Origin of the sequence: Streptococcus sanguinis (genome assembly GCF_008329445.1) — a bacterium.
Taxonomy (GTDB): Bacteria; Bacillota; Bacilli; order Lactobacillales; family Streptococcaceae; genus Streptococcus; species Streptococcus sanguinis_O.
Genome location: NZ_VIBR01000004.1, coordinates 231,785 through 258,084 on the forward strand (window position 1 = coordinate 231,785; position 26,300 = coordinate 258,084).

A 26,300-nucleotide genomic window follows, 5' to 3' on the forward strand; every position below is an offset into this window, starting at 1 on the left:
TGGAGGATTTATGAAAGATTTTTTAACTACGACAAAAACGGTGGCACCGCCCATCTCGATTTTATGGTATGCTGTGATGATTGCTCTGGTCTTGCTGTCTATTTGGAGTTCGCTCAAATACCATGATAATCCGCGTTTTGTCAAGGCTTTTAAGTGGATTCAGATTGCTCAACTGCTGATGCTTTATAGCTGGTATTTTGGTTTTCGGATTCCCTTTACCAACAGTTTGCCTTTTTATCATTGCCGCCTGGCTATGTTTGCGGTGGTTTTTCTGCCAGACAAATGGCGCAGTAAGCAGTATTTTGCTCTATTAGGAGCCAGCGGAGCGGTCTTTGCCTTGGGCTATCCAGTCTTTGACCCCTATGATTTCCCGCATATTACCAGTTTCTCTTTCCTGATTGGGCACTATGCCCTCTTGGTTAATTCCCTGATTTATCTGATGAATCACTACGACAAGAGTCTGCTCAAGAAATATATGATTGTAGCCTACACCTTTGGACTCAATCTTTTCCTAGTCGGCGTTAATCAAGTGACGGGAGGTAATTACGGTCTGCTAAAAAGTCCGCCTTTCATCCCTGATGCCCCCCTATGGATAAAGTACCTTCTTGTGTCGGTCATCCTTTCTCTGGCCCTGGTTCTCTTTGATATATTGTTTAAGAAACGGTGGAAAAAGCAGTTAAGTCTGGTTCGCAGTTAATTCATCTCAAGTTTACAAGTCCTGTCAAGTTAATGTGGCAGGAGTTTTCTTAAATTAGAGAGTTTTATCATGACTTGCTTTGCTTCTAGTGACAAATGGACTGTTTGTCGATCAACTCTTTAAGCTGGTTCAACTAGACGCTTCTGTGACATCTGAAGAGAAAGAAGAGCTGGAAACCAGAAAAAGCGCCTACTCCATTTACTGGATTTGAACTCAATCTTTGCAATTTGTGCCATTGTCAGGGTTTAAAGGAAATTTCATTGACATAGGAGAATAGAATCGCTCGAAAAGGCGATTTTTATCTTCTTTAGATAATTGAAAAAAAGCGCTAAATCCGCTATAATAGGTAGGTTGAAAGGATTGAAAAACTCCGATGTAAAATAAAAAAACAAATACTAAGATTTACTATTATCCTAAATGAAAGAAAGAGAAGAAGATGACTTTACAAAAAGAAATTAAGAAACGCCGGACCTTTGCCATTATCTCCCACCCGGACGCGGGGAAAACGACCATCACGGAGCAGTTGCTCTATTTTGGGGGCGAGATTCGTGAAGCTGGGACAGTCAAGGGGAAAAAGACGGGTAATTTTGCCAAGTCTGACTGGATGGATATCGAGAAACAGCGGGGGATTTCAGTGACTTCCTCTGTCATGCAGTTTGACTACGATGGCAAGCGGGTCAATATCCTGGATACGCCGGGGCATGAGGACTTCTCAGAAGATACTTATCGGACCTTGATGGCGGTGGATGCTGCGGTCATGGTTATTGACTCGGCTAAGGGTATTGAGGCCCAGACCAAGAAGCTCTTTGAGGTTGTTAAGCATCGTGGTATTCCAGTCTTCACTTTTATGAATAAGCTGGATCGTGATGGTCGCGAGCCCTTGGATTTGTTAGAAGAACTAGAAGATATTTTGGGCATTGCCAGCTACCCGATGAATTGGCCGATTGGCATGGGCAAGAGCTTTGAAGGTCTTTATGACCTCTACAATGAGCGCCTGGAACTTTATAAGGGCGAGGAGCGCTTTGCAACTCTGGCAGAAGGCGATCAACTGTTTGCTTCTAACCCTTTCTATGAGCAAGTTAAGGAAGACATTGAGCTCTTGAGCGAAGCTGGAAATGAATTCTCAGAAGCAGCGATTTTGGCAGGTAAGCTGACACCTGTTTTCTTTGGCTCAGCCCTGACCAACTTTGGCGTCCAGACTTTCCTGGAAACCTTCCTCAAGTTTGCTCCGGAACCGCATGGTCATAAGAAGACAGATGGCGAGGTAGTCGAGCCACTCAGCCCAGACTTCTCAGGCTTTGTCTTTAAAATTCAGGCCAATATGGACCCGCGCCACCGCGACCGTATCGCCTTTGTTCGTATCGTTTCTGGCGAGTTTGAGCGCGGTATGAGTGTCAATCTGCCACGTACTGGCAAGTCTGCCAAGCTATCCAATGTTACCCAGTTTATGGCTGAGAGTCGGGAAAATGTGACCAATGCTGTAGCTGGTGATATTATTGGGGTTTATGATACAGGGACTTATCAGGTCGGTGATACCTTGACTGTAGGCAAGAATAAGTTTGAATTTGAGCCTCTGCCAACCTTTACTCCAGAGATCTTTATGAAGGTTTCAGCCAAGAATGTCATGAAGCAAAAATCCTTCCATAAGGGGATTGAGCAGCTGGTGCAAGAAGGAGCCATCCAGCTTTATACCAACTATCAGACGGGCGAGTACATGCTGGGCGCTGTCGGTCAGCTCCAGTTTGAGGTCTTCAAGCACCGCATGGAAAATGAATACAATGCTGAAGTGGTCATGAATCCTATGGGCAAAAAGACTGTCCGTTGGATTTCGCCAGATGACTTAGACGAGCGCATGTCTTCTAGCCGTAACATCCTAGCTAAAGACCGTTTTGATCAGCCAGTCTTCCTCTTTGAAAACGACTTTGCCCTGCGCTGGTTCGCGGACAAATATCCAGATGTTAAATTGGAAGAGAAGATGTAACGTACTAAGATTGCTTGGCTACATAGTAGTCTAAGCAATCTACGCCATGTCCTATGGGAGCATGGCTAAGTACCTTACTAACTGCGTTTGGCAAATAAAATCGATTTGCTAAACTCCGTGTCGTAGTGAATAGGATTGTTATGATTGTATAACAAACTAAAGTTACTAAGGCCGAGTTCAGTTGGCCCCTTGCTAGCCGCTTGACTAATCTCATCAGGCGAGGCAGTTGATTTGCTTGGTTTTGTGTTTTAGCATAACATATTTGATTGCAAGAACAGTTTAGGAAGTTGGGCGCTAGTTTATTAGAGAATCATTCTATCTCGTAGAAAGGAGCTCCATGTTTCTGGAAAGAAAACTAAAAGATCAGTCTGTCTGGATCAACATTGACTCAGATAGTTTCAAAAAGAATGCCCGGATTTATCAGGATTATGAAATTGACAAAGAGACCATCGAGTATGCGCTCGATAAGAACGAGCGGGCTCACATGGACTACAATCGTGAGAATGGAACTGTTGTCTTTATCTACAATGTCCTTGATCTAGCGACAGATAAGGAACATTATGAGACGATTCCTATGACCTTTGTGGTGCAACAGAGACGGCTCATTACGATCAGCAACCAGGATAATGCCTATGTTGTCGATATGATGAAGTCTTATACTGAGCGTCATGAGCCAGTATCGGTCTATAAGTTTCTCTTTGCTAGTCTAGAGTTGATCTCCAATTCTTACTATCCGGTTGTTGAGCGGATGGACAAGCGCAAGGATGAGATTAATGCTCTCCTGCGTCAGACAACTACCAAAAAGCATCTTTTTGCCCTGTCTGACTTGGAAACTTCTATGGTCTATCTAGTTGCTGCAGCTAAGCAGAATCGCATGCTCTTAGAGCATATCAAGAGTCATGGCATTTATCGCCGTTTTGATGAATTAGAAACCGAGCAGTTTGAGGATGCTATGATTGAGGCTCGTCAGCTCGTTTCGATGACTGATCTGATTGCTCAAGTTCTCAGCCAGCTCTCTGGCTCCTACAATAATATCCTGAACAACAATCTGAATGACAATTTGACGGTATTGACCATTATTTCTGTTCTTCTAGCAGTACTTGCAGTTATCACTGGTTTCTTTGGTATGAATGTTCCTCTGCCCTTGTCTAATGATAAAAATGCCTGGATCTATATTGTTGTCATTAGTCTTATTATCTGGGGACTTCTGACCAAGCTTCTTAAATGGTTGGCCAATAAGAAGTAAACATTTGAAATTATTTTCCCTATAACAAGCACCGAGAATGGTACTTGTTTTTTCTTGCTTTGGAAAGAAAATGATTAGTACAGTTTGTCTATATTTTATAAACTGTTATTTTATGTTATAAAACATAACATAAAAATTATAATTTTTATTGCATAAATTTTCATAATAAAGTATAATATAAAACAATTTAAAATAAGTGAGGGGTAGAAATATGGCAGAATACCTAAACGATTTAAATTACAAATGTAAAATATACCAATACATAGACCTTGGGAAAGCCTCGGCTCTACTAGGAGGGGATATAGAAAAACTTCCTTATTCTATACGAATATTATTAGAAAGTGGTCTTCGTAAGGAAGATGGGGTTGACGTAACAAAAGATAACATTAGCTCTTTGATTCATTATCAAGCTAAATCACCAAGCGGAGAAGTTCCTTTTAAGCCTAGCCGAGTTATTCTCCAGGATTTTACGGGTGTTCCTGTTGTGGTGGATTTGGCTAGTATGCGCGATGCTATTGTCGGGCAGGGAGGTCAGGCCGATCAGATTAATCCAGAGATTCCGGTTGATTTAGTTATTGACCACAGTGTTCAAGTGGATTTTTATGGCTGTGATACAGCTCTAGAGGCCAATATGACCCAAGAGTTTATCCGCAACAATGAGCGCTACGAATTTCTCAAGTGGGCAGAAAAATCATTTGATAATTACCGTGCGGTTCCCCCTGCTACTGGGATTATCCATCAGGTCAATATCGAGTTTCTCAGTGATGTCATCATTGAAAAGGATGGCCAACTCTATCCGGACAGCATGTTTGGGACGGACAGTCATACGACTATGATTAATGGTATCGGTGTTCTGGGCTGGGGAGTCGGTGGGATTGAGGCCGAGGCCGCTATGTTAGGTGAGGCTTCTTATTTCCCAGTTCCTGGGGTGATTGGTGTTCGTCTTTTGGGAAAGCTACCTAAGATTGCGACAGCGACAGATTTGGCTTTAAAGGTCACGCAAATCTTGCGGCAGGAAAATGTTGTTGGCAAATTTGTCGAGTTCTTTGGACCTGGCTTGTCTAATCTAAGCCTAGCTGATCGGGCAACAGTGGCTAATATGGCGCCGGAATACGGAGCTACCTGTGGTTATTTTCCGATAGATGAGGAAACGCTTAATTACATGCGTCTGACCAATCGGTCAGAAGATCATATCGAGCTGACCCGTCTCTATGCTCAAAAAAATCACCTCTTCTATGATGAAAAGGTTGAGCCGAACTATACCAAGGTAGTCGAAATTGATTTGTCCAGCATTGTTCCTAGTATTTCAGGCCCCAAGCGGCCCCAAGATTTGATTGAATTAACAGCTGCTAAAGAGGAGTTTCAAGCTAGTCTAGTCAGAGAAGCGGGAGTCCGAGGCTTTGGTCTAGATGAGAGCGAGCTGGAAAAGTCTGCAGTAGTTCAATTTTCTGATCATGAGGAGACGATTAAGACAGGCCATGTGGCTATCGCTGCCATTACTAGCTGTACCAATACATCTAATCCCTATGTCTTGATAGCGGCAGGGCTTTTGGCCAAGAAAGCAGTAGAAAAAGGCTTACGGGTTTCAAAGACTGTCAAGACTTCATTAGCTCCGGGCAGCAAGGTGGTCACAGGTTATCTCAAGAAGAGTGGTCTGCAAACTTATCTGGATCAGCTTGGTTTCAATGTTGTCGGCTATGGCTGCACTACTTGTATTGGAAATTCAGGAAATCTCCGACCGGAAGTGGCTCAAGTGATTATGGATACTGACTTGCTGGCTAGTGCTGTTCTTTCAGGAAATCGGAATTTTGAAGGACGGATCAATCCATTGGTCAAGGCCAATTTCCTAGCTAGTCCGCCCTTGGTAGTTGCCTATGCTCTGGCTGGAAATACCAATATCGATCTGACTAGTGAGCCGTTGGGTTATGATCAAAAAGGGCAGCCAGTCTATTTAATGGATTTGATGCCGGAGCATGACTTGGTTGCTGATTATGTTCAAAAATATGTGACGCGACAGCTTTTTGAAAAAGAATATGCCCATGTGTTTGACGACAATGAAAAATGGAATCAGATTCCGACAGCCTCTTCTCAAAATTATCAGTGGAATCAGGCTTCTACCTATATTCAAAATCCACCTTACTTTGATGGCTTAGCTGATGATTTAGCCATTCAGCCGCTGAAAAATCTTGCAGTGCTGGCAAAATTTGGGGATACGGTGACGACAGACCATATCTCCCCAGCAGGAAATATTGCCAGAAACAGTCCAGCTGCTTCCTATTTACTGGAGCACGGAGTGGATTACCAAGACTTTAATTCCTATGGGAGCCGTCGGGGTAATCATGAGGTCATGATGCGGGGGACTTTTGCCAATATTCGGATTAAAAATGAATTGGCGAATGGGAAAATTGGTGGTTACACAGATTATAAAGGAGAGTTGCTGTCTATTTATGAGGCGGCCATGCGCTACAAGGAAGAGCAAATTGACACCATTGTCCTAGCTGGTAAAGACTACGGTATGGGTTCCAGCCGTGATTGGGCAGCCAAGGGGGCTAATCTTTTGGGTGTCAAGGTGGTGTTGGCAGAGAGTTTTGAGCGTATCCATCGGTCAAATCTGGTCATGATGGGGATTCTTCCTCTGCAGTATCTAGAGGGTGAAAATGCGGCTAGTCTGGGCTTAACAGGCAAGGAAACTTTCGACATCAATCTGCCACAGAACCCGCGAGTTGGCCAGTTAGTTGACGTGGTAGCTCGGAAGGGTGCTGAAGAAATATCTTTTCAAGCTCGGCTGCGTTTTGATGCAGAGGCAGATATCCGTTACTATGAAAACGGAGGAATTTTGCCCATGGTCGTTAGAAAGAAATTAGAGGAGGTGTGAGCATGAGTCAGACGGACGGTTTGAAAGATACCATTGCCTGTGATACCAGGATTAGCCAGATTGTGGATGATTCTTTGTCTTATGCAGGCTACAATATTTCTGAATTGGTAGAGCACCATGCCAGTTTTGAAGAGGTGATTTATCTGCTGTGGCATTTGCATTTACCGACTCAGATTGAGCTTAAGCATTTTGAGGAAGATCTGCGAGCTAATTATGCTATTAGCGATGCGGTGGAGCAGTGCATCCTTATCCAGTCCCGCAAGCATCTTCATCCCATGAGTGTCTTGCGCTCAACGGTCAGTCTTTTGGGTGTTTATAATGTCCACGCAGAGGAAGCTTCTTTGGAAGCGACCTATGAGCAGAGCATCCAGCTTATGGCAAAGATGCCGACTATTATTGCGGCTTTTGCCAGGCTGAGGTCGGGTCAGACTCCGATAGAGCCGCGGGAGGATTTAGGTTTTGCGGCTAATTTCCTTTATATGCTCAAGGGAGAAGAAGCTAGTGAGCTTGAAGTCAAAGCCTTTAACTGTGCCTTGGTGCTCCACGCCGACCATGAGCTCAATGCTTCAACCTTTGCGGCTCGAGTCTGCGCCTCAACCTTGACTGATATTTATTCCTGCGTGACAGCAGCCGTTGGAGCGCTCAAGGGCTCGCTTCATGGCGGTGCTAATGAATGTGTCTTTGATATGCTGAAAGAGATCAGAGAGGAAGGGGATTGTCAGGCCTACCTAGACCGCAAGCTGGCCTCTCACGAGAAGATTATGGGCTTTGGTCATCGAGTTTACAAGACTCAAGATCCGCGTGAAAAATACCTGCGACAAATGGCCAAAGACCTGACGCAGGGAACTAAGGACGAGGTCTGGTACCAGCTTTCAGAGGAAATTGAAGCCTATATGAAGCATACCAAGCACCTGATACCGAATGTCGATTTTTATTCGGCTACGGTTTACCATGTACTGGGCATTGACAGCAGTATCTACACCCTGATTTTTGCTATGAGTCGGGTGGCTGGCTGGATTGCCCATATTCAGGAACAGCGCAAGAACAATAAGCTGATTCGACCACGTTCTAACTATATCGGTGCTCAAGGTTTGGAGTATCTTCCCATTGGAAGGAGATAAAATGGCAGATAAGATTTTGTTTGAGAATGGGCGCTTGCAGGTGCCGGATTCCCCTATTATTCCTTACATCCAAGGTGACGGGATTGGGGTTGATATCTGGAAAAATGCCCAGCTGGTCTTTGATAAGGCAGTGGAAAAGGCTTATGGCGGGCAGAGAAAGGTTGTTTGGAAGGAAGTTCTGGCTGGGGAAAAAGCAGCAGACCTGACGGGTGACTGGCTACCGGATGAAACGCTGGCAACGATTAAGGATTGTCTAGTGGCTGTTAAGGGCCCGCTAGAAACCCCAGTCGGAGAAGGAATTCGTTCGCTGAATGTGGCCCTGAGGCAGGAATTGGATCTCTATGCCTGCCTGCGGCCGGTTCGTTATTTCAAGGGAGTTCCCAGTCCGCTCAAGCACCCTGAGAAGACTGATATCACGATTTTTCGGGAAAATACAGAAGACATCTATGCAGGGATCGAGTGGGAGAGTGGAACGGCTGCAGTCAAAAAAGTTATCGATTTCCTGCAGAAGGATATGCAGGTTGACAAGATTCGCTTCCCAGAAAGCTCTGCTATTGGAATCAAGCCTATTTCTAAGCAGGGCAGTGAGCGGCTGATACGGGCAGCTATTGACTATGCGCTAGACAAAGGACTAAGGCGTGTCACTCTGGTTCACAAGGGCAATATCCAGAAATTTACAGAAGGTGGTTTTCGAAAATGGGGCTATGAACTGGCTCAAAGAGAGTATGCGGATGAGCTGGCTTCTGGAAAACTAATTATCCAGGATGTCATTGCAGATAATTTTCTGCAGCAGATTCTGCTCTATCCCGAGAAATTTGATGTTGTTGCCTTGACCAATCTCAACGGTGATTATGCCAGCGATGCCTTGGCTGCTCAGGTGGGCGGGATTGGTATCGCGCCAGGGGCCAATATCAATTACGAGACTGGTCATGCTATTTTTGAAGCTACTCATGGGACGGCGCCAGATATAGCAGGTCAAAACAGGGCTAATCCTTGTTCTCTTCTCTTATCGGGGGCCATGCTCTTTGATTACATTGGTTGGTCGGAGGTCTCTCATCTCCTGACTAAGGCTGTTGAGAAGGCTCTCTTTGAGCAAAAAGTGACAGGAGATTTTGCCAGTCAGCTGGAAGGAGTAGCAGCCTTGACCACTGGTCAATTTGCTGAGGAGCTGCTGGCTAATATAGAGAAGTGTCCATAATGAAGAAAAAAGCGATGAAGGATCTGCCTATCTAGACAGTCTCTTCATCACTTTTTGTCTTTTTCGATATTCCAGTCCCCAACCGATGATCCAGCAAACGACTAGCAGATAATTTTCAATCCAGCCCAGTAGATTGGCTTGATTCGCCTTTTCCAGATAGCCTAGCAGATGGTTGGTGCCAAAGCCCAGCCCACCCAGAATCAGTGCTAGCAGGGTCATCCGTAGATAAAACCAATCATACTTTATGTTGGCGGCAATGACTAAAGGCAGAATAGCCAGATTCCAGAAACCAATTTCCCGCTGCCAGTAGGGGGCTAGGCCGTAGATGGACTCATTGCCCAAGAGCTGGGGCTGGAAAATCTGGATCATAGCCGCGCCCAGCATAGCTAAGATTAGTAAAATGAAAATCACTCGTAAAAATTTATTCATCCCTGTCTCCTTTCTTCTTTGTAGATTATAATGTTTTTGAAAATGATTTTCAAGTTTTCATTTTTTTACAAAAGAATCTCTAATAAAATATTTTACAGCCAAGTTCTATCTTTTTAGGTGCTTTTGTGGTATACTAGATTAGTTGCAGAAATACAGTTTTTCTATTCAGTGGGAACTAGCGACCGAGTCGGCGCTTTTTTAGTGCCCGGACTTGAGAGACCATATTTATGAAGAGAAGAGCGAATACTCTCAGAAAATCGAGATTTAGCAAGAGAAAAGCACTTGGTATGTTTCGATAGTTGAGTATCAAAAGCCTTATAAGGTGGCTTCGCACCGCCTTTAGAAAGAAGAAGAACATTGAAATTTAATGAATTACATTTATCTGCTGAATTACTAGCAGAGATTGAAAAAGCTGGCTTTGTAGAAGCAAGCCCTATTCAAGAGCAGACAATTCCGCTTGCTATGGCAGGTAAGGATGTCATTGGTCAGGCCCAGACAGGGACAGGAAAGACGGCAGCCTTTGGCTTTCCGACTTTGGAGAAGATTGATACAGATAATCCTGCTGTGCAGGCTTTGATTATCGCTCCAACCCGTGAATTGGCCGTGCAGAGTCAGGAAGAGCTTTTCCGTTTTGGCCGCAGCAAGGGTGTCAAGGTACGCTCTGTCTACGGTGGCTCCAGCATCGAAAAGCAAATCAAGGCCCTCAAATCTGGTGCTCATATCGTCGTAGGAACACCTGGCCGTCTCTTGGATTTGATCAAACGCAAGGCGCTTAAGCTGAATCAGATTGAAACCTTAATCTTGGACGAAGCGGATGAAATGCTTAACATGGGCTTTTTGGAAGATATTGAGTCTATCATTTCACGTGTGCCAGAAGAGCGTCAGACCTTGCTCTTTTCAGCGACCATGCCGGATGCTATCAAGCGTATTGGTGTTAAGTTCATGAAGGAGCCTGAACATGTCAAGATTGCTGCTAAAGAGCTGACGACGGAGCTGGTAGACCAGTATTATATCCGTGTCAAGGAAAATGAAAAATTTGATACCATGACCCGCCTGATGGACGTGGAGCAGCCAGAGCTGTCTATCGTCTTTGGCCGGACCAAGCGCCGGGTGGATGAGCTGACTCGCGGTCTGAAAATCCGCGGTTTCCGAGCAGAGGGTATCCATGGTGATTTGGACCAAGGCAAGCGCCTCCGTGTCCTGCGCGACTTTAAAAATGGCAATTTGGATGTCTTGGTGGCGACAGATGTGGCTGCGCGTGGATTGGACATTTCTGGTGTGACCCACGTCTACAACTACGATATTCCGCAGGATCCAGAAAGCTATGTTCACCGGATTGGGCGGACTGGTCGTGCTGGTAAGTCAGGTCAGTCTATCACTTTCGTAGCGCCAAATGAAATGGGCTATCTGCAGATCATCGAAAATCTGACCAAGAAGCGTATGAAGGGCCTTAAGCCTGCGACTGCAGAAGAAGCTTTCCAAGCCAAGAAAAAAGTTGCTCTTAAGAAGATTGAACGCGATTTTGCGGATGAAAGCATCCGTTCTAACTTTGAGAAATTTGGCAAGGATGCCCGCAAGCTGGCAGCAGAATTCAGCCCAGAAGAGCTGGCTATGTATATCCTCAGCTTGACGGTGCAAGATCCAGATGCCCTTCCTGAAGTAGAAATTGCCCGTGAAAAACCATTGCCATTTAAACCGTCTGGCGGTGGCTTTGGCGGAAAAGGCAAAGGCAGTCGTGGCGGAAATAGCAACCGTCGCAGCAATGACAATCGCCGTGACCGAGGTGGCCGTCGCGATCAATTTAAGAAAGGTCGCAAAGACGAGCGTTTTGACAAAGAAAATCGCTACCGCAAGGATCACAAGAAACCTCGCAATACTTCTAGCGAGAAGAAAACCGGCTTTGTTATCCGTAACAAGGGTGATAAATAAAAAGTTAGAACTCTGATACATCAAATATGTATCGGAGTTTTTTCTTTTGATGAGATGTTAATGCTATTATACTCGTCTTTTATAAAAAATTTGATTGGAACATTTAAGTATTTTATGATAAAAGGCGCTACAATCTTGTGGCTTTTTTTGTGAGAAATCTTATAAGCAAAAAGTACATAAAGTGTAATTTAGCTACTTGGTTATCAAATCAAACAAAATAGTACACGATTTATTAATTATTGTAAACAAACAATTTATAAAAAAGATATAATAAGTTATTGACTATATTATATCATAATGATATAATGAATTTACAAACAAAAAGAAACAAGGTGAGGTAATAATGGAGCTTTCTCAATTGTTTGATAAAGAGTTAGTTTTTTGTCTAACTGCAAAAAGTCAAGAAGAGTTATTTTATCAGGTAGCTGACTTACTGGAAGAGAGAAAAATTGTCAAGCCTTCTTATAAAGAGGCTCTGATAAAAAGAGAGCAATCTTTTCCAACTGGATTGGATATGGAGTTTTTAGGCAAAGACTTGCCAAATGTAGCCATTCCCCATACAGACATTGAGCACAACTTAACAGAGAATGTGGTTGTGGTTAAGTTGGAACAGCCTGTGACTTTCCACAATATGATTGCACCTGCACAGACAGTTTCAGTCTCTCTTTTATTCTTTATTATTAACCATTCTAGCTCAAGTCAAACTAACATTTTGGCGAAGCTTATGGACTTCTTCACTAGCCAAGGCAATTTAGCTGAGTTAGCTAAGTGCAACACTGATGAAGATTTGTTTCACTATATTTCAACAGTCATCAAATAAATTAAATGGAGGATTTTACCATGATTAAAATTTTAGCAGCCTGTGGAGCTGGTGTGAATTCCAGTCACCAAATCAAAAGTGCCCTTGAGGAAGAATTGTCAAACCGTGGTTATGATGTTCATTGTGATGCAGTAATGGTCAAGGATGTCAATGAAGATTTAATTCAAGGATACGATATCTTTACACCGATTGCAGCAACAGATTTGGGCTTCACACCAGAAATTCCTGTTATTGAAGCAGGACCGATTCTCTTCCGTATCCCAGCTATGAGTGCTCCGGTGTATGACAATATTGAAGCGGCCATTAAAGAGCATGGTCTAAGTTAGGTTATAAAAGGTTAAACCAGGAGGTTTTGTTATGAATGCTATTATTGATATAGCGAATAAGTTCTTTGATCCCATTATAAAAATGGGCGGCCCGATAGTCATGCTGATTATCTTGACTGTCTTGGCTCTGTTGTTTGGTGTAAAATTTTCCAAAGCTTTGGAGGGTGGTATTAAGCTAGCCATCGCTTTGACGGGTATCGGGGCCATCATCGGTATGCTGAATGGAGCGTTCTCAGCTTCACTTGCAAAATTCGTTGAAAATACAGGCATTCAGCTTAACATCACAGATGTCGGCTGGGCTCCTTTAGCAACGATTACTTGGGGTTCTCCATGGACCTTGTACTTCTTGCTTATCATGCTGATTGTCAATGTCGTTATGCTGGTTATGAAAAAGACCGATACACTGGATGTTGACATCTTTGATATTTGGCACTTATCCATCACTGGACTACTAATTAAGTGGTATGCGGATAACAATCATGTGAGTCCGGCTTTATCACTACTGATTGCGACTGCAGCAGTTGTCCTAGTTGGTGTTTTGAAAATCATCAACTCAGACTTGATGAAGCCAACATTTGATGATCTTTTGAATGCGCCAAGTTCATCTCCGATGACATCTACTCACATGAACTATATGATGAATCCTGTCATCATGGTTTTGGATAAGATTTTTGATAAGTTTTTCCCTTGGCTAGATAAGTATGACTTTGATGCTGCGGCACTAAATAAAAAGATTGGTTTCTGGGGCTCTAAGTTCTTTATCGGTTTCCTTCTCGGGGTGGTCATTGGTTTTATGGGAACTCCACACCCTGTAGCAGGTGCAGAAGATGCAAATACTTGGCAATTAGTCATTAAAGGTTGGCTGACTCTAGGTTTGACTGCTGGTGTCTGCTTGGAATTATTCTCATTGATTGGTTCATGGTTCATTGCAGCTGTAGAACCACTTTCACAAGGTATTACAAACGTTGCTACAAAACGTTTGCAAGGACGTAAATTCAATATCGGTTTGGACTGGCCTTTTATTGCAGGTCGTGCTGAAATCTGGGCTTGTGCCAACGTACTTGCACCAATTATGCTGATTGAAGCAGTTCTTCTTTCTAAAGTAGGGAATGGTATCCTACCGCTGGCTGGGATCATTGCAATGGGTGTAACTCCAGCGCTCTTGGTAGTTACACGTGGCAAACTTTTACGTATGATTGTGTTTGGAAGTCTTTTGCTTCCGCTCTTCCTGTTGTCAGGGACTCTGATTGCACCATTCGCAACAGAACTTGCTAAAGGTGTTGGTGCCTTCCCTGAAGGAGTCAGCAAATCGCAATTAATCACTCACTCTACGCTAGAAGGACCGATTGAGAAGCTACTGGGCTGGACTATCGGTAATACTACAACTGGTGATATCAAAGCAATCATCGGCGCAGTTATCTTCTTGGGAGCTTATGTAGGAATCTTTGCTTGGTACAGAAAACAAATGATCAAACGTAACGAAGCCTACGCTTCAAAGGAAAAATAAAAGCTTGTTGCTAGAATGAGGTATAAAGTAAGCCATAAAAACAAATAGTAAAGCGAAGAAAACTAGGCTGATATAGATAAAGTCTAGTTTTCTTGTTATAGAACAGATTAAATAGCACTAATTTACATAATTAAATTCAACATATCAGCTATTTAAAATAAAAAAATTCACAAATCTTTGTTTATATGCTGAAACTGTTGTATAATAAGGTGAAGGTGAGTCTGTAAGAAATTCAGGAGCAAAAGGAGAATGTAAAATGAAAGAAAGTAGACATAGAATCATTCTGCAAGAACTGGATCAAACAGGTGTGGTTGCTGTTAAAAACCTCAAGGAAATGCTGGGTGTCACGGATATGACCATCCGTCGGGATTTGATTGATTTGGAGAAGCAGGGCATGCTGACCCGTGTTCATGGTGGAGCCCATAAGAAGGTCAAGAATGCTCTCAACGAGATTTCTCACTCAGAAAAGCAAATGCTGAATGTTGAGGAGAAGAAGCAGATTGCCCGTAAATGTGCGGATTTGATTGTTGACGGGGATACGGTCTTTATTGGGTCAGGCACCACAACGGATTTTATAGGAGACTATTTGGATGGCAAAAATATCAGCATCGTCACCAATTCGCTACCAATTTTTGAAAAGTTAAAAGAAAGAGCCAATTTAGATTTAATTCTGATTGGCGGACGCTATCGGGCTAAGACTCAAACCTTTGTCGGTCAGTTTGCCAATAATCTTTTGAAAGAAATCAAGGTTTCTAAGGCCTTTATTGGGGCGAATGGTATTGACGGTCATAATGTTACGACCAGCAATGAAGAGGAAGGCAACGGCGACGCGATTATCCTTAACAATGCCATCAGCAAATACATTGTAGCCGATAACAGCAAGTTTGACAGCTATTCTTTCTATTCTTTTTACCGGCTGGACAACCTCAGTGCAGTTGTGACGGACGACAATATCGCTCCGAAAGTCAAGGAAAAATACAGCACCTATATTGAAATTTTGTGATGTCTGACCGGTGAGAGAAACTTGCTTCAAATAAATATTTTATAGAGGTTGTGACTGGGATTTTGTCTAGAAATTCTAGTCGCAGCTTTTTTATATCTTTATCTCATTTTGTAAACAACAGTCTTGACTTTGCTGCAGAATTCCTTATATAATAAAATGTATTATTAAATTTTAGGAGGTCTTATGACAATCAATATAGTGATTTTTGTGGCTGTGTCGCTTTTTCGTTTGGTGTTTTTGAGGAAATCCTCTCAGAATGAGCAGGATATTCTGGCCAAGGGAGGCATGGAGTACGGGGTGAAAAACTCAAATATCATGAAGTACCTGCACATGCTTTTTTATGCGGTTTGCTTTCTGGAATTGCTGCTGAAGAAGCCAGCTTTTGACTTTGTGAGCCTACTGGGAGCTGTCTTGTTACTCTTTTCTATGTTTATGCTCTACCTTGTTGCCAAGCTCTTGGGACCAGTTTGGACCATCAAGCTTATGCTGGTTAAGGATCATAAGTTTGTTGACCACTGGCTCTTTCGCAATGTCAAACACCCTAATTATTTCCTGAATGTTGTACCAGAATTGGTGGGCTTGGCCCTGCTCAGTCATGCCTACTTTGCTCTTTTCATCCTCTTCCCGATTTACTGTATCACCCTTTACGTTCGTATCAAGGAAGAAGAGCAGTTACTCAAGGAAGTTATCATTCCAAATGGCATTGCTGGTGAATAAAGTTAATAAAATGCATATCGACTGCAAAAGAAAGGCTAGGATGTTTATGTCCTAGCCTTTTCTTGCATTAATTTTCGTATTTCATCAGCCATTTGCTGGGGTTGGTCCGCTTCGAAAAGTAAAGAATTTGCTTCAGGCTGGTGGGCAGTTTGGCTGAAAGCTAAAACTGGCTTCCCCTTGCTGATAGCTCTTTGAACAATCTGGTCGACTTCTCCCCAGTGATTGATATCCAAGTAAATATCCGCCCTATCGAGCAAGTCTTCAATAAAGTCATCCTGGTGAATATTGGTGTAGAGGTTGATATTGGGATAGTCATTAAAGCTGGCTAAGTAAGGAGAAATATTGGTCTTAGCAGCTATGTGAAATTCTAATTCTGGCAGATTTTCTGCTAAATAGGCCAGTTGTTCCAAAGTATCAGAAGCCGTCAGCGTAAAGGCATGGAAATTGCCCTGTGGACGCTCCTTGATGATAAGCTCTTCCTTGCTCATAGCGATAGAGTTGCTGGGAATATCTTGGAAAATCAAGCTGTTGGCTCCAATGATGACATTATCACCAATGGTCACACCTTTGAGAATCACAGTATTGGCCCCAATCCAGCAGTTAGCTCCAATCTTGACTGGCGCAACACTATAATCAATCTTCTCGATATGGTAATTAGAATACTGATGATTGTGGTCAAAAATACGGACGCCATCACCAAACATGGTGTCCTTGCCGATTTCGATAGAGTGCTGACAGCGGACAGTGCAGTGATCGTTAAAGAAAACCCGGGCTCCTAGCTTGAGTTGTGCGCCGCTGGCTACATTGAGGCTGGTAAAAGATTGGAAGATGACATCTTGACCGATATCAAGATGACTATCTGGGGAAATTTCGATATGATGAAAGTCGCCTTTAAACTGGATTTCAGGCATGTTGAGTCCTTTCTTTGATGTAAGCCAGTTTGGCTTGTCTAGTTTTCTTTTTAAAAAGTGCTTCAGCCGACATGGCAGCCGGCTTGCTAGGGTGTTCTTCTTGGTAAAGTAAGGTAACTGGCAGCCGAGCGCGGGTGTACTTGGCACCTTTGCCAGCTTGATGTTTTTTGAGTCGGGCTTGGACATTCGTTGTGTAGCCAGTATAGAGGGAGCCGTCCCCGCATTCAAGCACGTACATATATGCTTTATTTTCCATAGTAAATCTCGTGAATCTCCGGAGTGTAGCTGCCGTCCTGATTGTGAATAAAGAGAGGAGGCAGGATTTTTAGACCGTCGCGGGAACCATCTTTAATAGCTTCGATAAGTAGCATATTGGCCTCTTTACCCAACTTTGGATAGACAAACTGGATGCGCTTGGGAGCCAGGTTGTGGGCTTGCATGGTATCTAAAATATCTAAAAAGCGTTCTGGTCGATGAACCATAGCCAACCGACCATTGGATTTGAGGACTCGCTGGGCAATTTTGCAAATCTCTCCCAGATTGGTTGAGATTTCGTGGCGGGCTAAAAGGTAGTGCTGGCTTTCATTGAGATTGGATTTCTTGTCAACCTTGAAATATGGCGGATTGCAGAGAATCATATCAACCTTGCTGCCAGTGATATATTGGCCTAGGTTTTTCAAATCGTCCTGAATGACCTGCATTTGCTGAGTCAAATCATTGAGCTCAATGGAGCGCTCGGCCATGTCTGCCAGGCGTTCCTGGATCTCGACGGCCAAAATCTGAGCCTTGGTGCGAGTGCTGGCAAAAAGTCCAACGGCGCCATTTCCAGCACAGAGATCAACGATTAGACCCCGCTGGGGCAGCTTGGGAAAGCGGGAAAGCAGCACGCTGTCTACCGAATAGCTGAAGACCTCACTATTTTGAATAATCTTGACATCCGTCGAAAAGAGCTGGTTGACGCGTTCTCCGTCTTTTAGTTTTGCTTCGTTCATAAGTCAATTATAGCATGATTTAGCAAGGATTCCAAAGGGATATGGGAAGTTTTTGCACAATCAAAAAACATGCGAGGATTCTCGCATGTTTCCATGAGCTTAAATGCTGATTCTATTTTAGCTAGTCCTTAATCAAATCTGTATTTCTGCTTGATGGTGCAGGCAACAAAGACAAGTCCAAAAATGACCATGAGAATCAGATAGACTGGCAAAGTTGCGGCTGTCAGCGTTGCAATTTCCAAAAGGTGCTGCAGGACAAAGGCTGATAGATAGAAGCCAAAGACAGAAAAGATAATGAGCAGGCTGCGCCAGAGGTTGAGTGGCAGACAGGCCCTAATGACGGACAGGAAGCTGATGCTGCCTAGTAAGTAGTAGGTCAGGGTGGACATTTCTATGTCACTCCAGCCATGGCTGCTGCCCCAGATGCGAACAAATAGCACGCTGAAGATAATCATGAGGGAGCTTGGCAGAGCAAGCTGCAGAGAGCGTTTGAGGAAGTGCTTTTCAACCGGCTTAATATTGCGCTCAAAGGTGAGGACAAAGGGTGGGAAACCTTCGACAAACTGGTCAATCAAGGTAATCTGAATCGGGATGAATGGGAAAATCAAGAGGTATTCAGTTTTTCCGAGCAGGATACTAGCGATACAGATAATAGCTAGGATAAAGGAATAGATGGTCTTGATGAAGAAAATCGGAGCAATCCGGCCGATGTTGTTAACAACTCGGCGGCCTTCAAAAAGAATCTCAGGGACATCGTTAAAGTCGGAGTTAAGAAGGACCAAGTTGGCAATTTGCCGAGTTGCGGGGTCGCCCTCCGCCATAACGATGGAGCAGTCAGCTTCACGTAAGGCCAAGATATCATTAACCCCATCTCCCGTCATAGCTGTTGTCCGACCAGCGGCTTTAAGAGTCTGGATGAGCAGCTTCTTCTGATGGGGAGAAACACGGCCGAAGATAGCTGTTTCTTCAGCTTGCTCAACCAGTTCTTGATCGCTGATTTTAGAGCAGTCGATGTAGCTGTCGTAGTTGGCAAATCCAGCTTGGCTCGCGATATGGGAAACAGTCACAGGATTGTCACCAGAGATGATTTTCAGATCAACATCCTGAGAACGCAGGTAGTCTAGTGTCTCGGCCGCTCCCTCCCGAATAGGATCAGTGATTTCCAGAACAGCCAGAGCAGTCATATCTTCAGGCAGTTGGATGCTGTGTTTGTCTAGCACTTGCTCGCTGTGAGCCAGCACCAAAACCCGTGATCCGCGTTTTTGAGCCTCTCCAACCGCTGCAGGATTGCTGTTCAGCAGCATTTCGGGAGCCCCCAGAAAGATAGTTCCGACACTGGATAAATGCATAGCGCCCCATTTTCGGTCACTAGAAAATGGGATGACATTGTCGCTAGTATAGGTGTGTTCTAAATGGCCGTATCCCTTGCGGATAGCCTGAGCAGTTGGGTTATTATCCTCGCTGGTTTGGATGTAGGCTGCTAAGATTTGACCGACTGTCTCATCAGAAAACTTATCTGACAGACTATGCAAGGCTTCAACAGTCATTTTACCTTGGGTAATTGTCCCGGTCTTATCTAGACAGAGAGTATCCACCCGGGCCAGAGTTTCAACAGAATACATTTCCTGAACAAGAACCTTGCGCATACCTAGCTTGATGACAGCTGTCAGGAGTGACGTGACTGTCAGCAGAGCGATTCCCTTAGGTAGCATACCCAAAAGAGCTGTCGAGCTGGTAATGACAGAGTTTTTGACAGGCAATCCCTTTATCATCAGGGCTTCAAAGAAAAGAGCCAATCCGAAAGGAATGATGATTTTTCCAGTAAAGCGGGAAATTTTCGCAAGATTGTATAGAATGCGCGAGTTGATAGGCTTGAGAGTTTTAGCTTCAGTCATGAGCTTGTTGGCATAGTTGTCTGCGCCGACATGGTGTACCTCAGCATAGATCTGCCCACTGGCCAGAAAGCTACCAGACAGTAGCTCGGCGCCTTCTTCCTTGAGAACCAAGTCACTCTCCCCTGTCAGCATGGCTTCATTGGCCTCGGTAACGCCCTCTACTACACGGGCATCACTGGGAATTTGCTCGCCGGCTGACAGCTTGATCAGGTCGCCCAGTACAATTTCTTCTGGCTGAATCTTGACTTCCTGGCCGGCGCGGATGACTGTGACCAGCTCTCGGCTGACCAGATTGAGCTTGTCAATCATGTGTTTGGCTCGCAGTTCTGTAATAATACCAGTGACAGCATTAAAGCTGATAACAGCGAAGAAGACCAGATTGCTCCAGGCTTGGACAGAGACCAAGGCTAGAGCAATAACAAAGTTAAGGGCATTAAAAAGGGTGAAAACATTCCGCTTAACGATTTGCCAGTTACTGGTGCTGGTGTCACTTGTAAAATCGTTGGTTAAGCCCTGCGAAATCTTTTCATCTACTTGGGTTTGGTTTAAACCAATTAATTCTTTCTTATTCATGAGATTAATGATACCATTTTTTTATGGAAATGGCTATCAGAATCAGCTGTTACAGCCAAAGTTTGGAAAAATATTGCAGACTATAAGGGTATAGGGTATAATGGGAAAGGATGTAATAAATTTCAAGTACAATCACAGTTTGAAATAAGGAGAGTTTATGTTTTATACTTATTTGCGAGGTTTAGTGATTTTTATCCTGTGGACCTTGAACGGAAATGCGCATTACCACAATAAAGAAAAGATTCCTTCAAAAGATGAAAATTATATCTTAGTTGCCCCTCACCGGACATGGTGGGATCCAGTTTACATGGCTTTTGCGACCAAGCCCAAGCAGTTCATTTTCATGGCCAAGAAACAGCTCTTTGAAAATCGGGTGTTCGGCTGGTGGATTCGCATGTGTGGTGCCTTTCCCATTGACCGGGAAAATCCTGGCCCGTCAGCTATCAAATACCCTGTCAATATGCTGAAAAAGAGCAATCGTTCTCTGATTATGTTCCCAAGCGGCAGCCGCCATTCTACGGATGTCAAGGGAGGAGTAGCAGTGATTGCTAAGATGGCTAAGGTCCGTATCATGCCAGTAGTCTATGCTGGTCCCATGACCCTCAAAGGCTTGGCAGCTGGAGAGCGAGTGGACATGAATTTTGGTAATCCGATTGATATTTCAGATATTAGGAAGATGAATGATGAGGGAGTTGAGGAAGTGGCTCGCCGTGTTCATGCTGAGTTTGACCGTCTGGATGCTGAAGTAGCCCCTTACCAGACGCAAAAGAAAGGCAATATTTTCTTACGGATTTTACGTGCCTTTGTCTTTATTCCTGCTATTTTGATTGGGATTTTGACCATCATTTTCAGCTTTTTTGCCAGCTTTGTCTGGGATCCAGATAAGCACAGAAAATAAGATACTAATCAGCTTGCTGAGCAATTTTGCTTGGGAGCTGATTTTTGTATGCAAGTGAGTTATAATGTTGGTATGTTTTATAAGGAGGATGCCATGTCTCTTGCATTTTTATCTTTTGTAACCTTATCACTATTTATGCTGCACGAGTTTGATGAGATTATCCTGATTCGGCCTTGGATTTCTCAGAATCAAGACCGTCAAGACTATCAAAAGGAGATGTTCATTGCTAGGAGAGGAAGTTATCTTTCTGCTGAAAGTATAGCTCTGATGATTGCGGAGGAATTTTTGCTAGCTTTTATTCTCTTGCTGCTTGCGATTCTATTTCGTATTCCCGAGCTAGCTCTGGCCATTGGCTTCTGTCATACTCTTCATCTGCTGGGCCATATCATGCAAGTGTTTCGCTTTCGTCGCTGGGTACCGGGCGGCTTCACAGCTTTGACGACTTTTCCTATACTTATCTTAGTCTTCATCCTTTATCTATGTCAGCAGTCAGTTTCTTGGCCGCTGCTTCTGATTCTAAGCGTGCTAGTCATGGCTTTTCTTTTGGCAAATCTAGCTTTTTTACATAGCAGAGCTCAAAAGTTAGAAGCTTGGATATACAGGATAAGCAAAGCAGATTGATATTACAGCTCCTATTTTCATCAATGACCCTTCTATCTATACGACTACTTGCAAAATAAAGATTTTAAAATATGACAAGCTGAAAATTCTTTCGGCTTGTTTTATTTTTTTGAATTTTTTACGAATAAAAAGACAAAGGAGAAAAATATGCTTGAAGAAATCATTGAAAAGCTGAAAGAATACAAGCTCTTTGTCGGTCTGGCAGTAGTTGGCGCTGTGCTAGGTAGTTTTTTCCTTATCAAAGGAAATCATCAACCGCAAAATCAAGTAACCGCCTTGAGCCAAGAGCTGACTTCCTCATCCAGCTCAGCTGATGAAGAAAGCGAAAGGATTGTTTCTAAGGCTAAGTCGGACGAAGAGGAGAGCGAGCAAGTCACTGTGGATATTAAAGGCGCAGTTAAGAATCCTGGTGTCTATGAGCTGAGAGCAGGAGCGAGAGTCCATGAAGCCATCCAAAAAGCTGGCGGATTGACAGCAGACGCCGAGGCTAAGTCCATTAATCAGGCACAAAAATTAACGGATGAAGCAGTAATCTATGTGGCAAAGATTGGTGAAGAAGGAGCTGATGTCACACAGACTGGCCAGCATCAAGCAGGATCTTCTGATTCTGCTGGTGCCGGTGGTGGAAAGTCGGACAAGGTCAATCTAAATACGGCGACAGAGGCTGAACTGCAGACTATTTCAGGCATCGGACAGAAGCGGGCTTCTGACATCATCGCCTACCGCGAAAGCAATGGCCGCTTTAAGTCAGTAGATGATCTGAAAAAGGTGTCAGGTATTGGAGATAAGACCTTAGAAAAGCTGAAAGAATATGTCACAGTGGATTAAAAAGTTACCCCTCACCCCTATCTATCTAGCTTTCATCCTTGTATGGGCCTATTTTGCAGTCTATTCTGGCAGTTCCTTGGCTTATTTTGGGCTAGGTGTCCTTCTGCTTCGTCTCTTTTTCAGCTATCCTCTCAAAAAAAGTCTAGCTGCTTTGGCATTCCTGTCCCTTTTTGTCCTCTTTTTCTTGCTTCGTCGGGAAATGGCAGAGCAGGCCTTTAGGCAGGAACCTCCTTCAGCTAGCTCGGTTCAGGTCTTGCCAGATACGATCAAAGTCAATGGAGATTCCCTATCCTTTCGAGGGCGAACGAACGGTCGGCTTTATCAGGTCTTCTACAGGATTCAATCAGCCAGTGAAAAGGAAGCTTTTCAGCAACTGACAGATTTGGTCGTCCTTGATATTGAAGGAGAGTTTGAAAAGGCCCAGCAGCAACGAAATTTTTTGGGCTTTGACTATCAGGCTTATTTAAAGACTCAGGGGATTTACCGTACCTTAAAAATCAATAAAATTCAGTCACTAAGGCCAATTTCCAGCCTGAATCCAATGGATTGGCTGTCTGTCTGGCGCAGAAAAGCGCTGGTTTACATTAGAAATAATTTTCCTAGTCCAATGAGTCATTACATGACTGGACTCTTGTTTGGTGACTTAGATACGGAGTTTGCAGAAATGAGTGACCTGTATTCTAGCTTGGGTATCATCCATTTGTTTGCCTTGTCTGGTATGCAGGTAGGTTTCTTTTTGGATGGTTTTCGCAGAATTCTTCTACGTTTGGGGATGAAGAGGGAGACAGTAAACGCCTTGCAGCTGCCTTTTTCATTTATCTATGCTGGACTGACGGGCTTTTCTGTTTCTGTCGTCAGAAGCTTAGTTCAGAATTTGTTGGCCCAGCAAGGACTGACCAGATTAGATAACTTTGCTCTGACACTGATGGTTCTCTTTATCATCATGCCCAATTTTCTTCTGACAGCAGGCGGTGTCTTGTCCTGCGCCTATGCCTTTTTGATTTCTATGATGGATTTTGAAAAGTTGCCGCCGATTCGGAAGCTTTTAGCAGAAAGTCTGACTATTTCATTGGGGATTTTGCCTATACTAATCTACTACTTTGCAGAATTTCAGCCTTGGTCCGTACTTCTGACTTTTCTATTTTCATTACTCTTTGACTTGCTGATGCTGCCAGGGTTAACCCTCATTTTTATTTTGTCACCACTTATAAAAATCTCTCAGGTCAATTTTTTCTTTGAGTTACTCGAAGGTGTGATTCATTGGGTAGCTGACTTTACTCCGCGCCCTTTGATTTTTGGGAAACCCAACCTCTGGTTACTGGCCGCTCTGCTTTTGGTTTTAGCTTTAATCTATGACTTTCGGAGAAAGAAAAGCTGGTTTTTGTCTTTTAGTTTGCTAGCTCTTCTCTTATTTTTCCTAACAAAGCATCCGCTGCAAAATGAGATTACAGTGGTGGATATTGGTCAGGGGGATAGCATTTTTCTCAGGGACTGGCAGGGCAGGACGGTTTTGATTGACGTAGGAGGACGAGTTGAGATAGGAAAAAAGGAGGCTTGGCAGGAGCGACAGACTTCATCCAATGCAGAAAAGACCTTAATTCCCTATCTCAAAAGTCGTGGCGTTGCTAGTCTGGATGTATTGGTCCTGACTCATACCGATACCGATCACATGGGAGATATGCTGGAGGTAGCTAAGCATTTTTCCATCAAGGAAATCTATGTTTCCAAAGGAAGTCTGACTCAGCCTGATTTTGTTCAAAAACTGGAGCAGATAGAAACTTCTGTCCATGTCGTAGAAGTGGGAGATGAAATTCCGGTATTTGACTCAGCTTTGCAGGTTCTCTATCCTATTGGAACAGGCGACGGTGGAAATGATGATTCAATTGTACTCTACGGAGAGTTCTTTCAGACAAAATTTTTGTTTACAGGTGATTTGGAAAGACAAGGAGAGACTGAACTGCTGCAGCGATTCCCTCAGCTGAAAGCAGATGTCTTAAAAGCAGGTCACCATGGCTCCAAAGGCTCTTCCAGTCCAGAGTTTTTAGAGCAAATTCAGCCGAAACTGGCCTTGATATCAGCCGGTCAGAATAATCGTTATCTACATCCGCATCAGGAAACTTTGCAAAGATTTGAGAAGTTTAATACAGCCATCTATCGAACTGACCAGCAGGGGGCCATTCGGTTTACTGGTTGGAATTCCTGGAGAATTGAAACGGTTCGCTGATATCTAGATTGAAGATGCCAACTGATACTTTTTTCTCATGTCCATTTAGCTTCAGTCAGGAAGTCATATTGATTTATTTATGCATTTGTGATAAGATAATGGGTATAAAAAATTATAGAGGAGAATTTTATGTTTGCTGCATATAAAAAATTCTGGACACACTATGCTGATTTTTCGGGTCGTTCAAGTCGGTCAGATTTTTGGTGGGCATTTTTGTGCAAAATAATTATCGTCGTACCATTGTTTATCATTATTTGGGTTTCTGCATTAGGAAGTTTTTTTTCATCAGCAGTTCAGGACGCAACTTATGGGTATGAACCGGATCCATCTGCAATCTTGGCTGGTGCAGGATTTGCTGTCATTTTTTGGTTTATCCTACTGATTTATAATTTAGCTACCTTTATTCCGGAGATGGCTATTATTGTTCGCCGCTTGCGTGACGCTGGTTATCATTGGGCTTTTCTTTTCCTGTATGTCGGTCCTCTTGTACTGTTATTTGTTCCGGTTCTAAATATTATTGCAGGAATAGTAGTTCTTCCATGTTTTATTGCTTTGATTGTTTTGCTTTGTCAAGGCTCTAAGCCTGAAATGGTTGGAAATTCATATGGTCAGCAATATGGCCAGCAAAACTTCCAAGGTCAACAGTTTGGTCAACAGCCATACAATCAAGGTTTAAACTATGAAAAACAACCACAACAAGGTGGTTTCCAAGGACAACAATTTGGTCAGCAATCACAACAAGGCGGTTTCCAAGGACAACAGTTTGGTCAGTCACAACAACCTGTTCAAAATCAACAGTTTGGCCAACAGCCACAGCAAGGCGGTTTCCAAGGACAACAATTTGGTCAACAACCACAGCAACCTGTCCAAAACCAACCATTTGGTCAACAACCACAGCAACCTGTTCAAAATCAACCATTTGGCCAACAACCACAACAAGGTGATTTCCAAGGCCAACAGTTTGGTCAACAACCACAGCAACCTGTCCAAAGCCAACCATTTAGCCAACAGCCACAGCAAGGTGGTTTCCAAGGCCAACAGTTTGGTCAACAACCACAACAATCTGTTTCTGAACAAAGCCAGGCAGTGGAGCAAGCAGAACCAGTTCAAAATCCATTTACTGCTGAAACACCTGAGCAGTCAACACCTCAGGATTTTGGAACTCAGGCACCTGTTGAGGATAATCCTTTTGTTTCACCAATTCAAGAGGAGCAAGCTTCTACACCAGCTGAAAACAGTGTAGAGGATGCAACTGAAAACCAAGAATAAACAAAGAAGAGTTGGAATTTTTCCAGCTCTTTTTGCTCTGTCGTTCGCAGAAAAGTTTTAACAGAACTGGACATGGATAGTTTTTTAGAACAAAGAAAAATGAAGCCGCTAACAGTTTCTATTTGTATAGCGGATCTATTCAAAAATTAGATTTTGTTTGCAAAGAAAATAACAGACTTTCCGACTCTTTTTTGTTACAATCAATACATGAAAAAAATTGACAAGAAATATAAAGTAGGG

At 43.4% G+C, this 26,300-nt stretch carries 21 protein-coding genes and 1 pseudogene; 17 read left to right on the forward strand and 5 right to left on the reverse strand.

Annotated features, from left to right (window positions below):
• The first annotated feature begins 10 nt into the window (after positions 1 to 10).
• The 6 genes from FKX92_RS10010 to icd all read left to right on the forward strand — a co-directional run bounded on the left by FKX92_RS10010 (position 11) and on the right by icd (position 9,118).
• Positions 11 to 697, forward strand: a complete 687-nt coding sequence (locus FKX92_RS10010) for a YwaF family protein (protein WP_149566227.1) — start codon at positions 11 to 13, stop codon at positions 695 to 697.
• Between the two features lie 436 nt (positions 698 to 1,133).
• Complete coding sequence (locus tag FKX92_RS10020) at positions 1,134 to 2,678, forward strand: peptide chain release factor 3 (RefSeq protein WP_149566228.1); 1,545 nt, start codon at positions 1,134 to 1,136, stop codon at positions 2,676 to 2,678.
• A 337-nt stretch (positions 2,679 to 3,015) separates the two neighbouring features.
• Positions 3,016 to 3,924, forward strand: coding sequence for a magnesium transporter CorA family protein (locus FKX92_RS10030; protein WP_002896103.1), 909 nt, complete (start codon positions 3,016 to 3,018; stop codon positions 3,922 to 3,924).
• Positions 3,925 to 4,135: 211 nt separating this feature from the next.
• Complete coding sequence (gene acnA, locus FKX92_RS10035; RefSeq protein WP_149566229.1) at positions 4,136 to 6,799, forward strand: aconitate hydratase AcnA; 2,664 nt, start codon at positions 4,136 to 4,138, stop codon at positions 6,797 to 6,799.
• A 2-nt stretch (positions 6,800 to 6,801) separates the two neighbouring features.
• Positions 6,802 to 7,920 carry a citrate synthase gene (locus FKX92_RS10040; RefSeq protein WP_002917522.1) on the forward strand — a complete coding sequence of 373 codons (1,119 nt, stop codon included), beginning with the start codon at positions 6,802 to 6,804 and terminating at the stop codon, positions 7,918 to 7,920.
• Positions 7,907 to 9,118, forward strand: coding sequence for an NADP-dependent isocitrate dehydrogenase (icd, locus tag FKX92_RS10045; RefSeq protein ID WP_187759422.1), 1,212 nt, complete (start codon positions 7,907 to 7,909; stop codon positions 9,116 to 9,118). The genes FKX92_RS10040 and icd overlap by 14 nt, the downstream gene beginning before the upstream one ends.
• 31 nt (positions 9,119 to 9,149) lie before the next feature.
• Here icd and FKX92_RS10050 read toward each other — a convergent pair.
• A pseudogene (locus FKX92_RS10050) lies at positions 9,150 to 9,547 on the reverse strand (hypothetical protein).
• A gap of 357 nt (positions 9,548 to 9,904) precedes the next feature.
• Between FKX92_RS10050 and FKX92_RS10065 the strand changes: the two are divergent.
• From FKX92_RS10065 to FKX92_RS10090, 6 genes are all read left to right on the forward strand, one after another.
• Positions 9,905 to 11,476, forward strand: a complete 1,572-nt coding sequence (locus FKX92_RS10065; protein WP_002912002.1) for a DEAD/DEAH box helicase — start codon at positions 9,905 to 9,907, stop codon at positions 11,474 to 11,476.
• 343 nt (positions 11,477 to 11,819) lie between these two features.
• On the forward strand, positions 11,820 to 12,296 hold the full coding sequence (locus FKX92_RS10070) for a PTS sugar transporter subunit IIA (protein ID WP_149566231.1): 477 nt from the start codon (positions 11,820 to 11,822) through the stop codon (positions 12,294 to 12,296).
• Between the two features lie 20 nt (positions 12,297 to 12,316).
• The gene (locus FKX92_RS10075) at positions 12,317 to 12,622 is read left to right on the forward strand and encodes a PTS sugar transporter subunit IIB (protein WP_009659841.1); all 306 of its coding nucleotides are present in this window, start codon (positions 12,317 to 12,319) and stop codon (positions 12,620 to 12,622) included.
• Between the two features lie 31 nt (positions 12,623 to 12,653).
• Positions 12,654 to 14,129, forward strand: coding sequence for a PTS galactitol transporter subunit IIC (locus FKX92_RS10080; RefSeq protein ID WP_149566232.1), 1,476 nt, complete (start codon positions 12,654 to 12,656; stop codon positions 14,127 to 14,129).
• Positions 14,130 to 14,385: 256 nt separating this feature from the next.
• Positions 14,386 to 15,132 (forward strand): DeoR/GlpR family DNA-binding transcription regulator, encoded by a 747-nt coding sequence (locus FKX92_RS10085; RefSeq protein WP_002900848.1) that lies wholly within the window; start codon positions 14,386 to 14,388, stop codon positions 15,130 to 15,132.
• Between the two features lie 183 nt (positions 15,133 to 15,315).
• Positions 15,316 to 15,849 (forward strand): isoprenylcysteine carboxyl methyltransferase family protein, encoded by a 534-nt coding sequence (locus FKX92_RS10090; RefSeq protein ID WP_149566233.1) that lies wholly within the window; start codon positions 15,316 to 15,318, stop codon positions 15,847 to 15,849.
• Between the two features lie 44 nt (positions 15,850 to 15,893).
• Here the strand turns inward: FKX92_RS10090 and FKX92_RS10095 are convergent, their stop codons facing one another.
• The 4 genes from FKX92_RS10095 to FKX92_RS10110 form a co-directional block, all read right to left on the reverse strand.
• Positions 15,894 to 16,760, reverse strand: a complete 867-nt coding sequence (locus FKX92_RS10095) for a DapH/DapD/GlmU-related protein (protein ID WP_149566234.1) — start codon at positions 16,758 to 16,760, stop codon at positions 15,894 to 15,896.
• Positions 16,753 to 17,016 carry a GIY-YIG nuclease family protein gene (locus FKX92_RS10100; protein ID WP_002910268.1) on the reverse strand — a complete coding sequence of 88 codons (264 nt, stop codon included), beginning with the start codon at positions 17,014 to 17,016 and terminating at the stop codon, positions 16,753 to 16,755. Before FKX92_RS10100 ends, FKX92_RS10095 begins: the two co-directional genes overlap by 8 nt.
• The gene (locus FKX92_RS10105) at positions 17,006 to 17,752 is read right to left on the reverse strand and encodes a tRNA1(Val) (adenine(37)-N6)-methyltransferase (RefSeq protein ID WP_002921870.1); all 747 of its coding nucleotides are present in this window, start codon (positions 17,750 to 17,752) and stop codon (positions 17,006 to 17,008) included. The genes FKX92_RS10100 and FKX92_RS10105 overlap by 11 nt, the downstream gene beginning before the upstream one ends.
• Positions 17,753 to 17,880: 128 nt before the next feature.
• Positions 17,881 to 20,220 (reverse strand): cation-translocating P-type ATPase, encoded by a 2,340-nt coding sequence (locus tag FKX92_RS10110; RefSeq protein ID WP_149566235.1) that lies wholly within the window; start codon positions 20,218 to 20,220, stop codon positions 17,881 to 17,883.
• A gap of 157 nt (positions 20,221 to 20,377) precedes the next feature.
• On the opposite strand from FKX92_RS10110, the gene FKX92_RS10115 reads away from it, so the two are divergent.
• The 5 genes from FKX92_RS10115 to FKX92_RS10135 all read left to right on the forward strand — a co-directional run bounded on the left by FKX92_RS10115 (position 20,378) and on the right by FKX92_RS10135 (position 26,060).
• Positions 20,378 to 21,118, forward strand: coding sequence for a lysophospholipid acyltransferase family protein (locus FKX92_RS10115; protein WP_125340698.1), 741 nt, complete (start codon positions 20,378 to 20,380; stop codon positions 21,116 to 21,118).
• Positions 21,119 to 21,190: 72 nt separating this feature from the next.
• Entirely contained in the window at positions 21,191 to 21,739 is a 549-nt protein-coding gene (locus FKX92_RS10120) for an HXXEE domain-containing protein (RefSeq protein ID WP_180949284.1), read from the forward strand.
• A 147-nt stretch (positions 21,740 to 21,886) separates the two neighbouring features.
• Positions 21,887 to 22,567, forward strand: a complete 681-nt coding sequence (locus FKX92_RS10125) for a helix-hairpin-helix domain-containing protein (RefSeq protein ID WP_101771165.1) — start codon at positions 21,887 to 21,889, stop codon at positions 22,565 to 22,567.
• Positions 22,551 to 24,791 carry a DNA internalization-related competence protein ComEC/Rec2 gene (locus FKX92_RS10130; protein WP_149566236.1) on the forward strand — a complete coding sequence of 747 codons (2,241 nt, stop codon included), beginning with the start codon at positions 22,551 to 22,553 and terminating at the stop codon, positions 24,789 to 24,791. Before FKX92_RS10125 ends, FKX92_RS10130 begins: the two co-directional genes overlap by 17 nt.
• Before the next feature lie 129 nt (positions 24,792 to 24,920).
• A complete protein-coding gene (locus FKX92_RS10135; protein ID WP_149566237.1) occupies positions 24,921 to 26,060 on the forward strand; it encodes a DUF805 domain-containing protein in 1,140 nt (379 codons plus the stop codon).
• The last annotated feature ends 240 nt before the right edge of the window (positions 26,061 to 26,300 follow it).

What these genes read in the sequence shown, in the direction of transcription:
- FKX92_RS10010 (WP_149566227.1), top strand. Translation starts at nt 11, where the DNA reads ATGAAAGATTTTTTAACTACGACAAAAACGGTGGCACCGCCCATCTCG.
- FKX92_RS10020 (WP_149566228.1), top strand. Translation starts at nt 1,134, where the DNA reads ATGACTTTACAAAAAGAAATTAAGAAACGCCGGACCTTTGCCATTATC.
- FKX92_RS10030 (WP_002896103.1), top strand. Translation starts at nt 3,016, where the DNA reads ATGTTTCTGGAAAGAAAACTAAAAGATCAGTCTGTCTGGATCAACATT.
- acnA (WP_149566229.1), top strand. Translation starts at nt 4,136, where the DNA reads ATGGCAGAATACCTAAACGATTTAAATTACAAATGTAAAATATACCAA.
- FKX92_RS10040 (WP_002917522.1), top strand. Translation starts at nt 6,802, where the DNA reads ATGAGTCAGACGGACGGTTTGAAAGATACCATTGCCTGTGATACCAGG.
- FKX92_RS10070 (WP_149566231.1), top strand. Translation starts at nt 11,820, where the DNA reads ATGGAGCTTTCTCAATTGTTTGATAAAGAGTTAGTTTTTTGTCTAACT.
- FKX92_RS10075 (WP_009659841.1), top strand. Translation starts at nt 12,317, where the DNA reads ATGATTAAAATTTTAGCAGCCTGTGGAGCTGGTGTGAATTCCAGTCAC.
- FKX92_RS10080 (WP_149566232.1), top strand. Translation starts at nt 12,654, where the DNA reads ATGAATGCTATTATTGATATAGCGAATAAGTTCTTTGATCCCATTATA.
- FKX92_RS10085 (WP_002900848.1), top strand. Translation starts at nt 14,386, where the DNA reads ATGAAAGAAAGTAGACATAGAATCATTCTGCAAGAACTGGATCAAACA.
- FKX92_RS10090 (WP_149566233.1), top strand. Translation starts at nt 15,316, where the DNA reads ATGACAATCAATATAGTGATTTTTGTGGCTGTGTCGCTTTTTCGTTTG.
- FKX92_RS10095 (WP_149566234.1), bottom strand. Translation starts at nt 16,760, where the DNA reads ATGCCTGAAATCCAGTTTAAAGGCGACTTTCATCATATCGAAATTTCC.
- FKX92_RS10100 (WP_002910268.1), bottom strand. Translation starts at nt 17,016, where the DNA reads ATGGAAAATAAAGCATATATGTACGTGCTTGAATGCGGGGACGGCTCC.
- FKX92_RS10105 (WP_002921870.1), bottom strand. Translation starts at nt 17,752, where the DNA reads ATGAACGAAGCAAAACTAAAAGACGGAGAACGCGTCAACCAGCTCTTT.
- FKX92_RS10110 (WP_149566235.1), bottom strand. Translation starts at nt 20,220, where the DNA reads ATGAATAAGAAAGAATTAATTGGTTTAAACCAAACCCAAGTAGATGAA.
- FKX92_RS10115 (WP_125340698.1), top strand. Translation starts at nt 20,378, where the DNA reads ATGTTTTATACTTATTTGCGAGGTTTAGTGATTTTTATCCTGTGGACC.
- FKX92_RS10120 (WP_180949284.1), top strand. Translation starts at nt 21,191, where the DNA reads ATGTTTTATAAGGAGGATGCCATGTCTCTTGCATTTTTATCTTTTGTA.
- FKX92_RS10125 (WP_101771165.1), top strand. Translation starts at nt 21,887, where the DNA reads ATGCTTGAAGAAATCATTGAAAAGCTGAAAGAATACAAGCTCTTTGTC.
- FKX92_RS10130 (WP_149566236.1), top strand. Translation starts at nt 22,551, where the DNA reads ATGTCACAGTGGATTAAAAAGTTACCCCTCACCCCTATCTATCTAGCT.
- FKX92_RS10135 (WP_149566237.1), top strand. Translation starts at nt 24,921, where the DNA reads ATGTTTGCTGCATATAAAAAATTCTGGACACACTATGCTGATTTTTCG.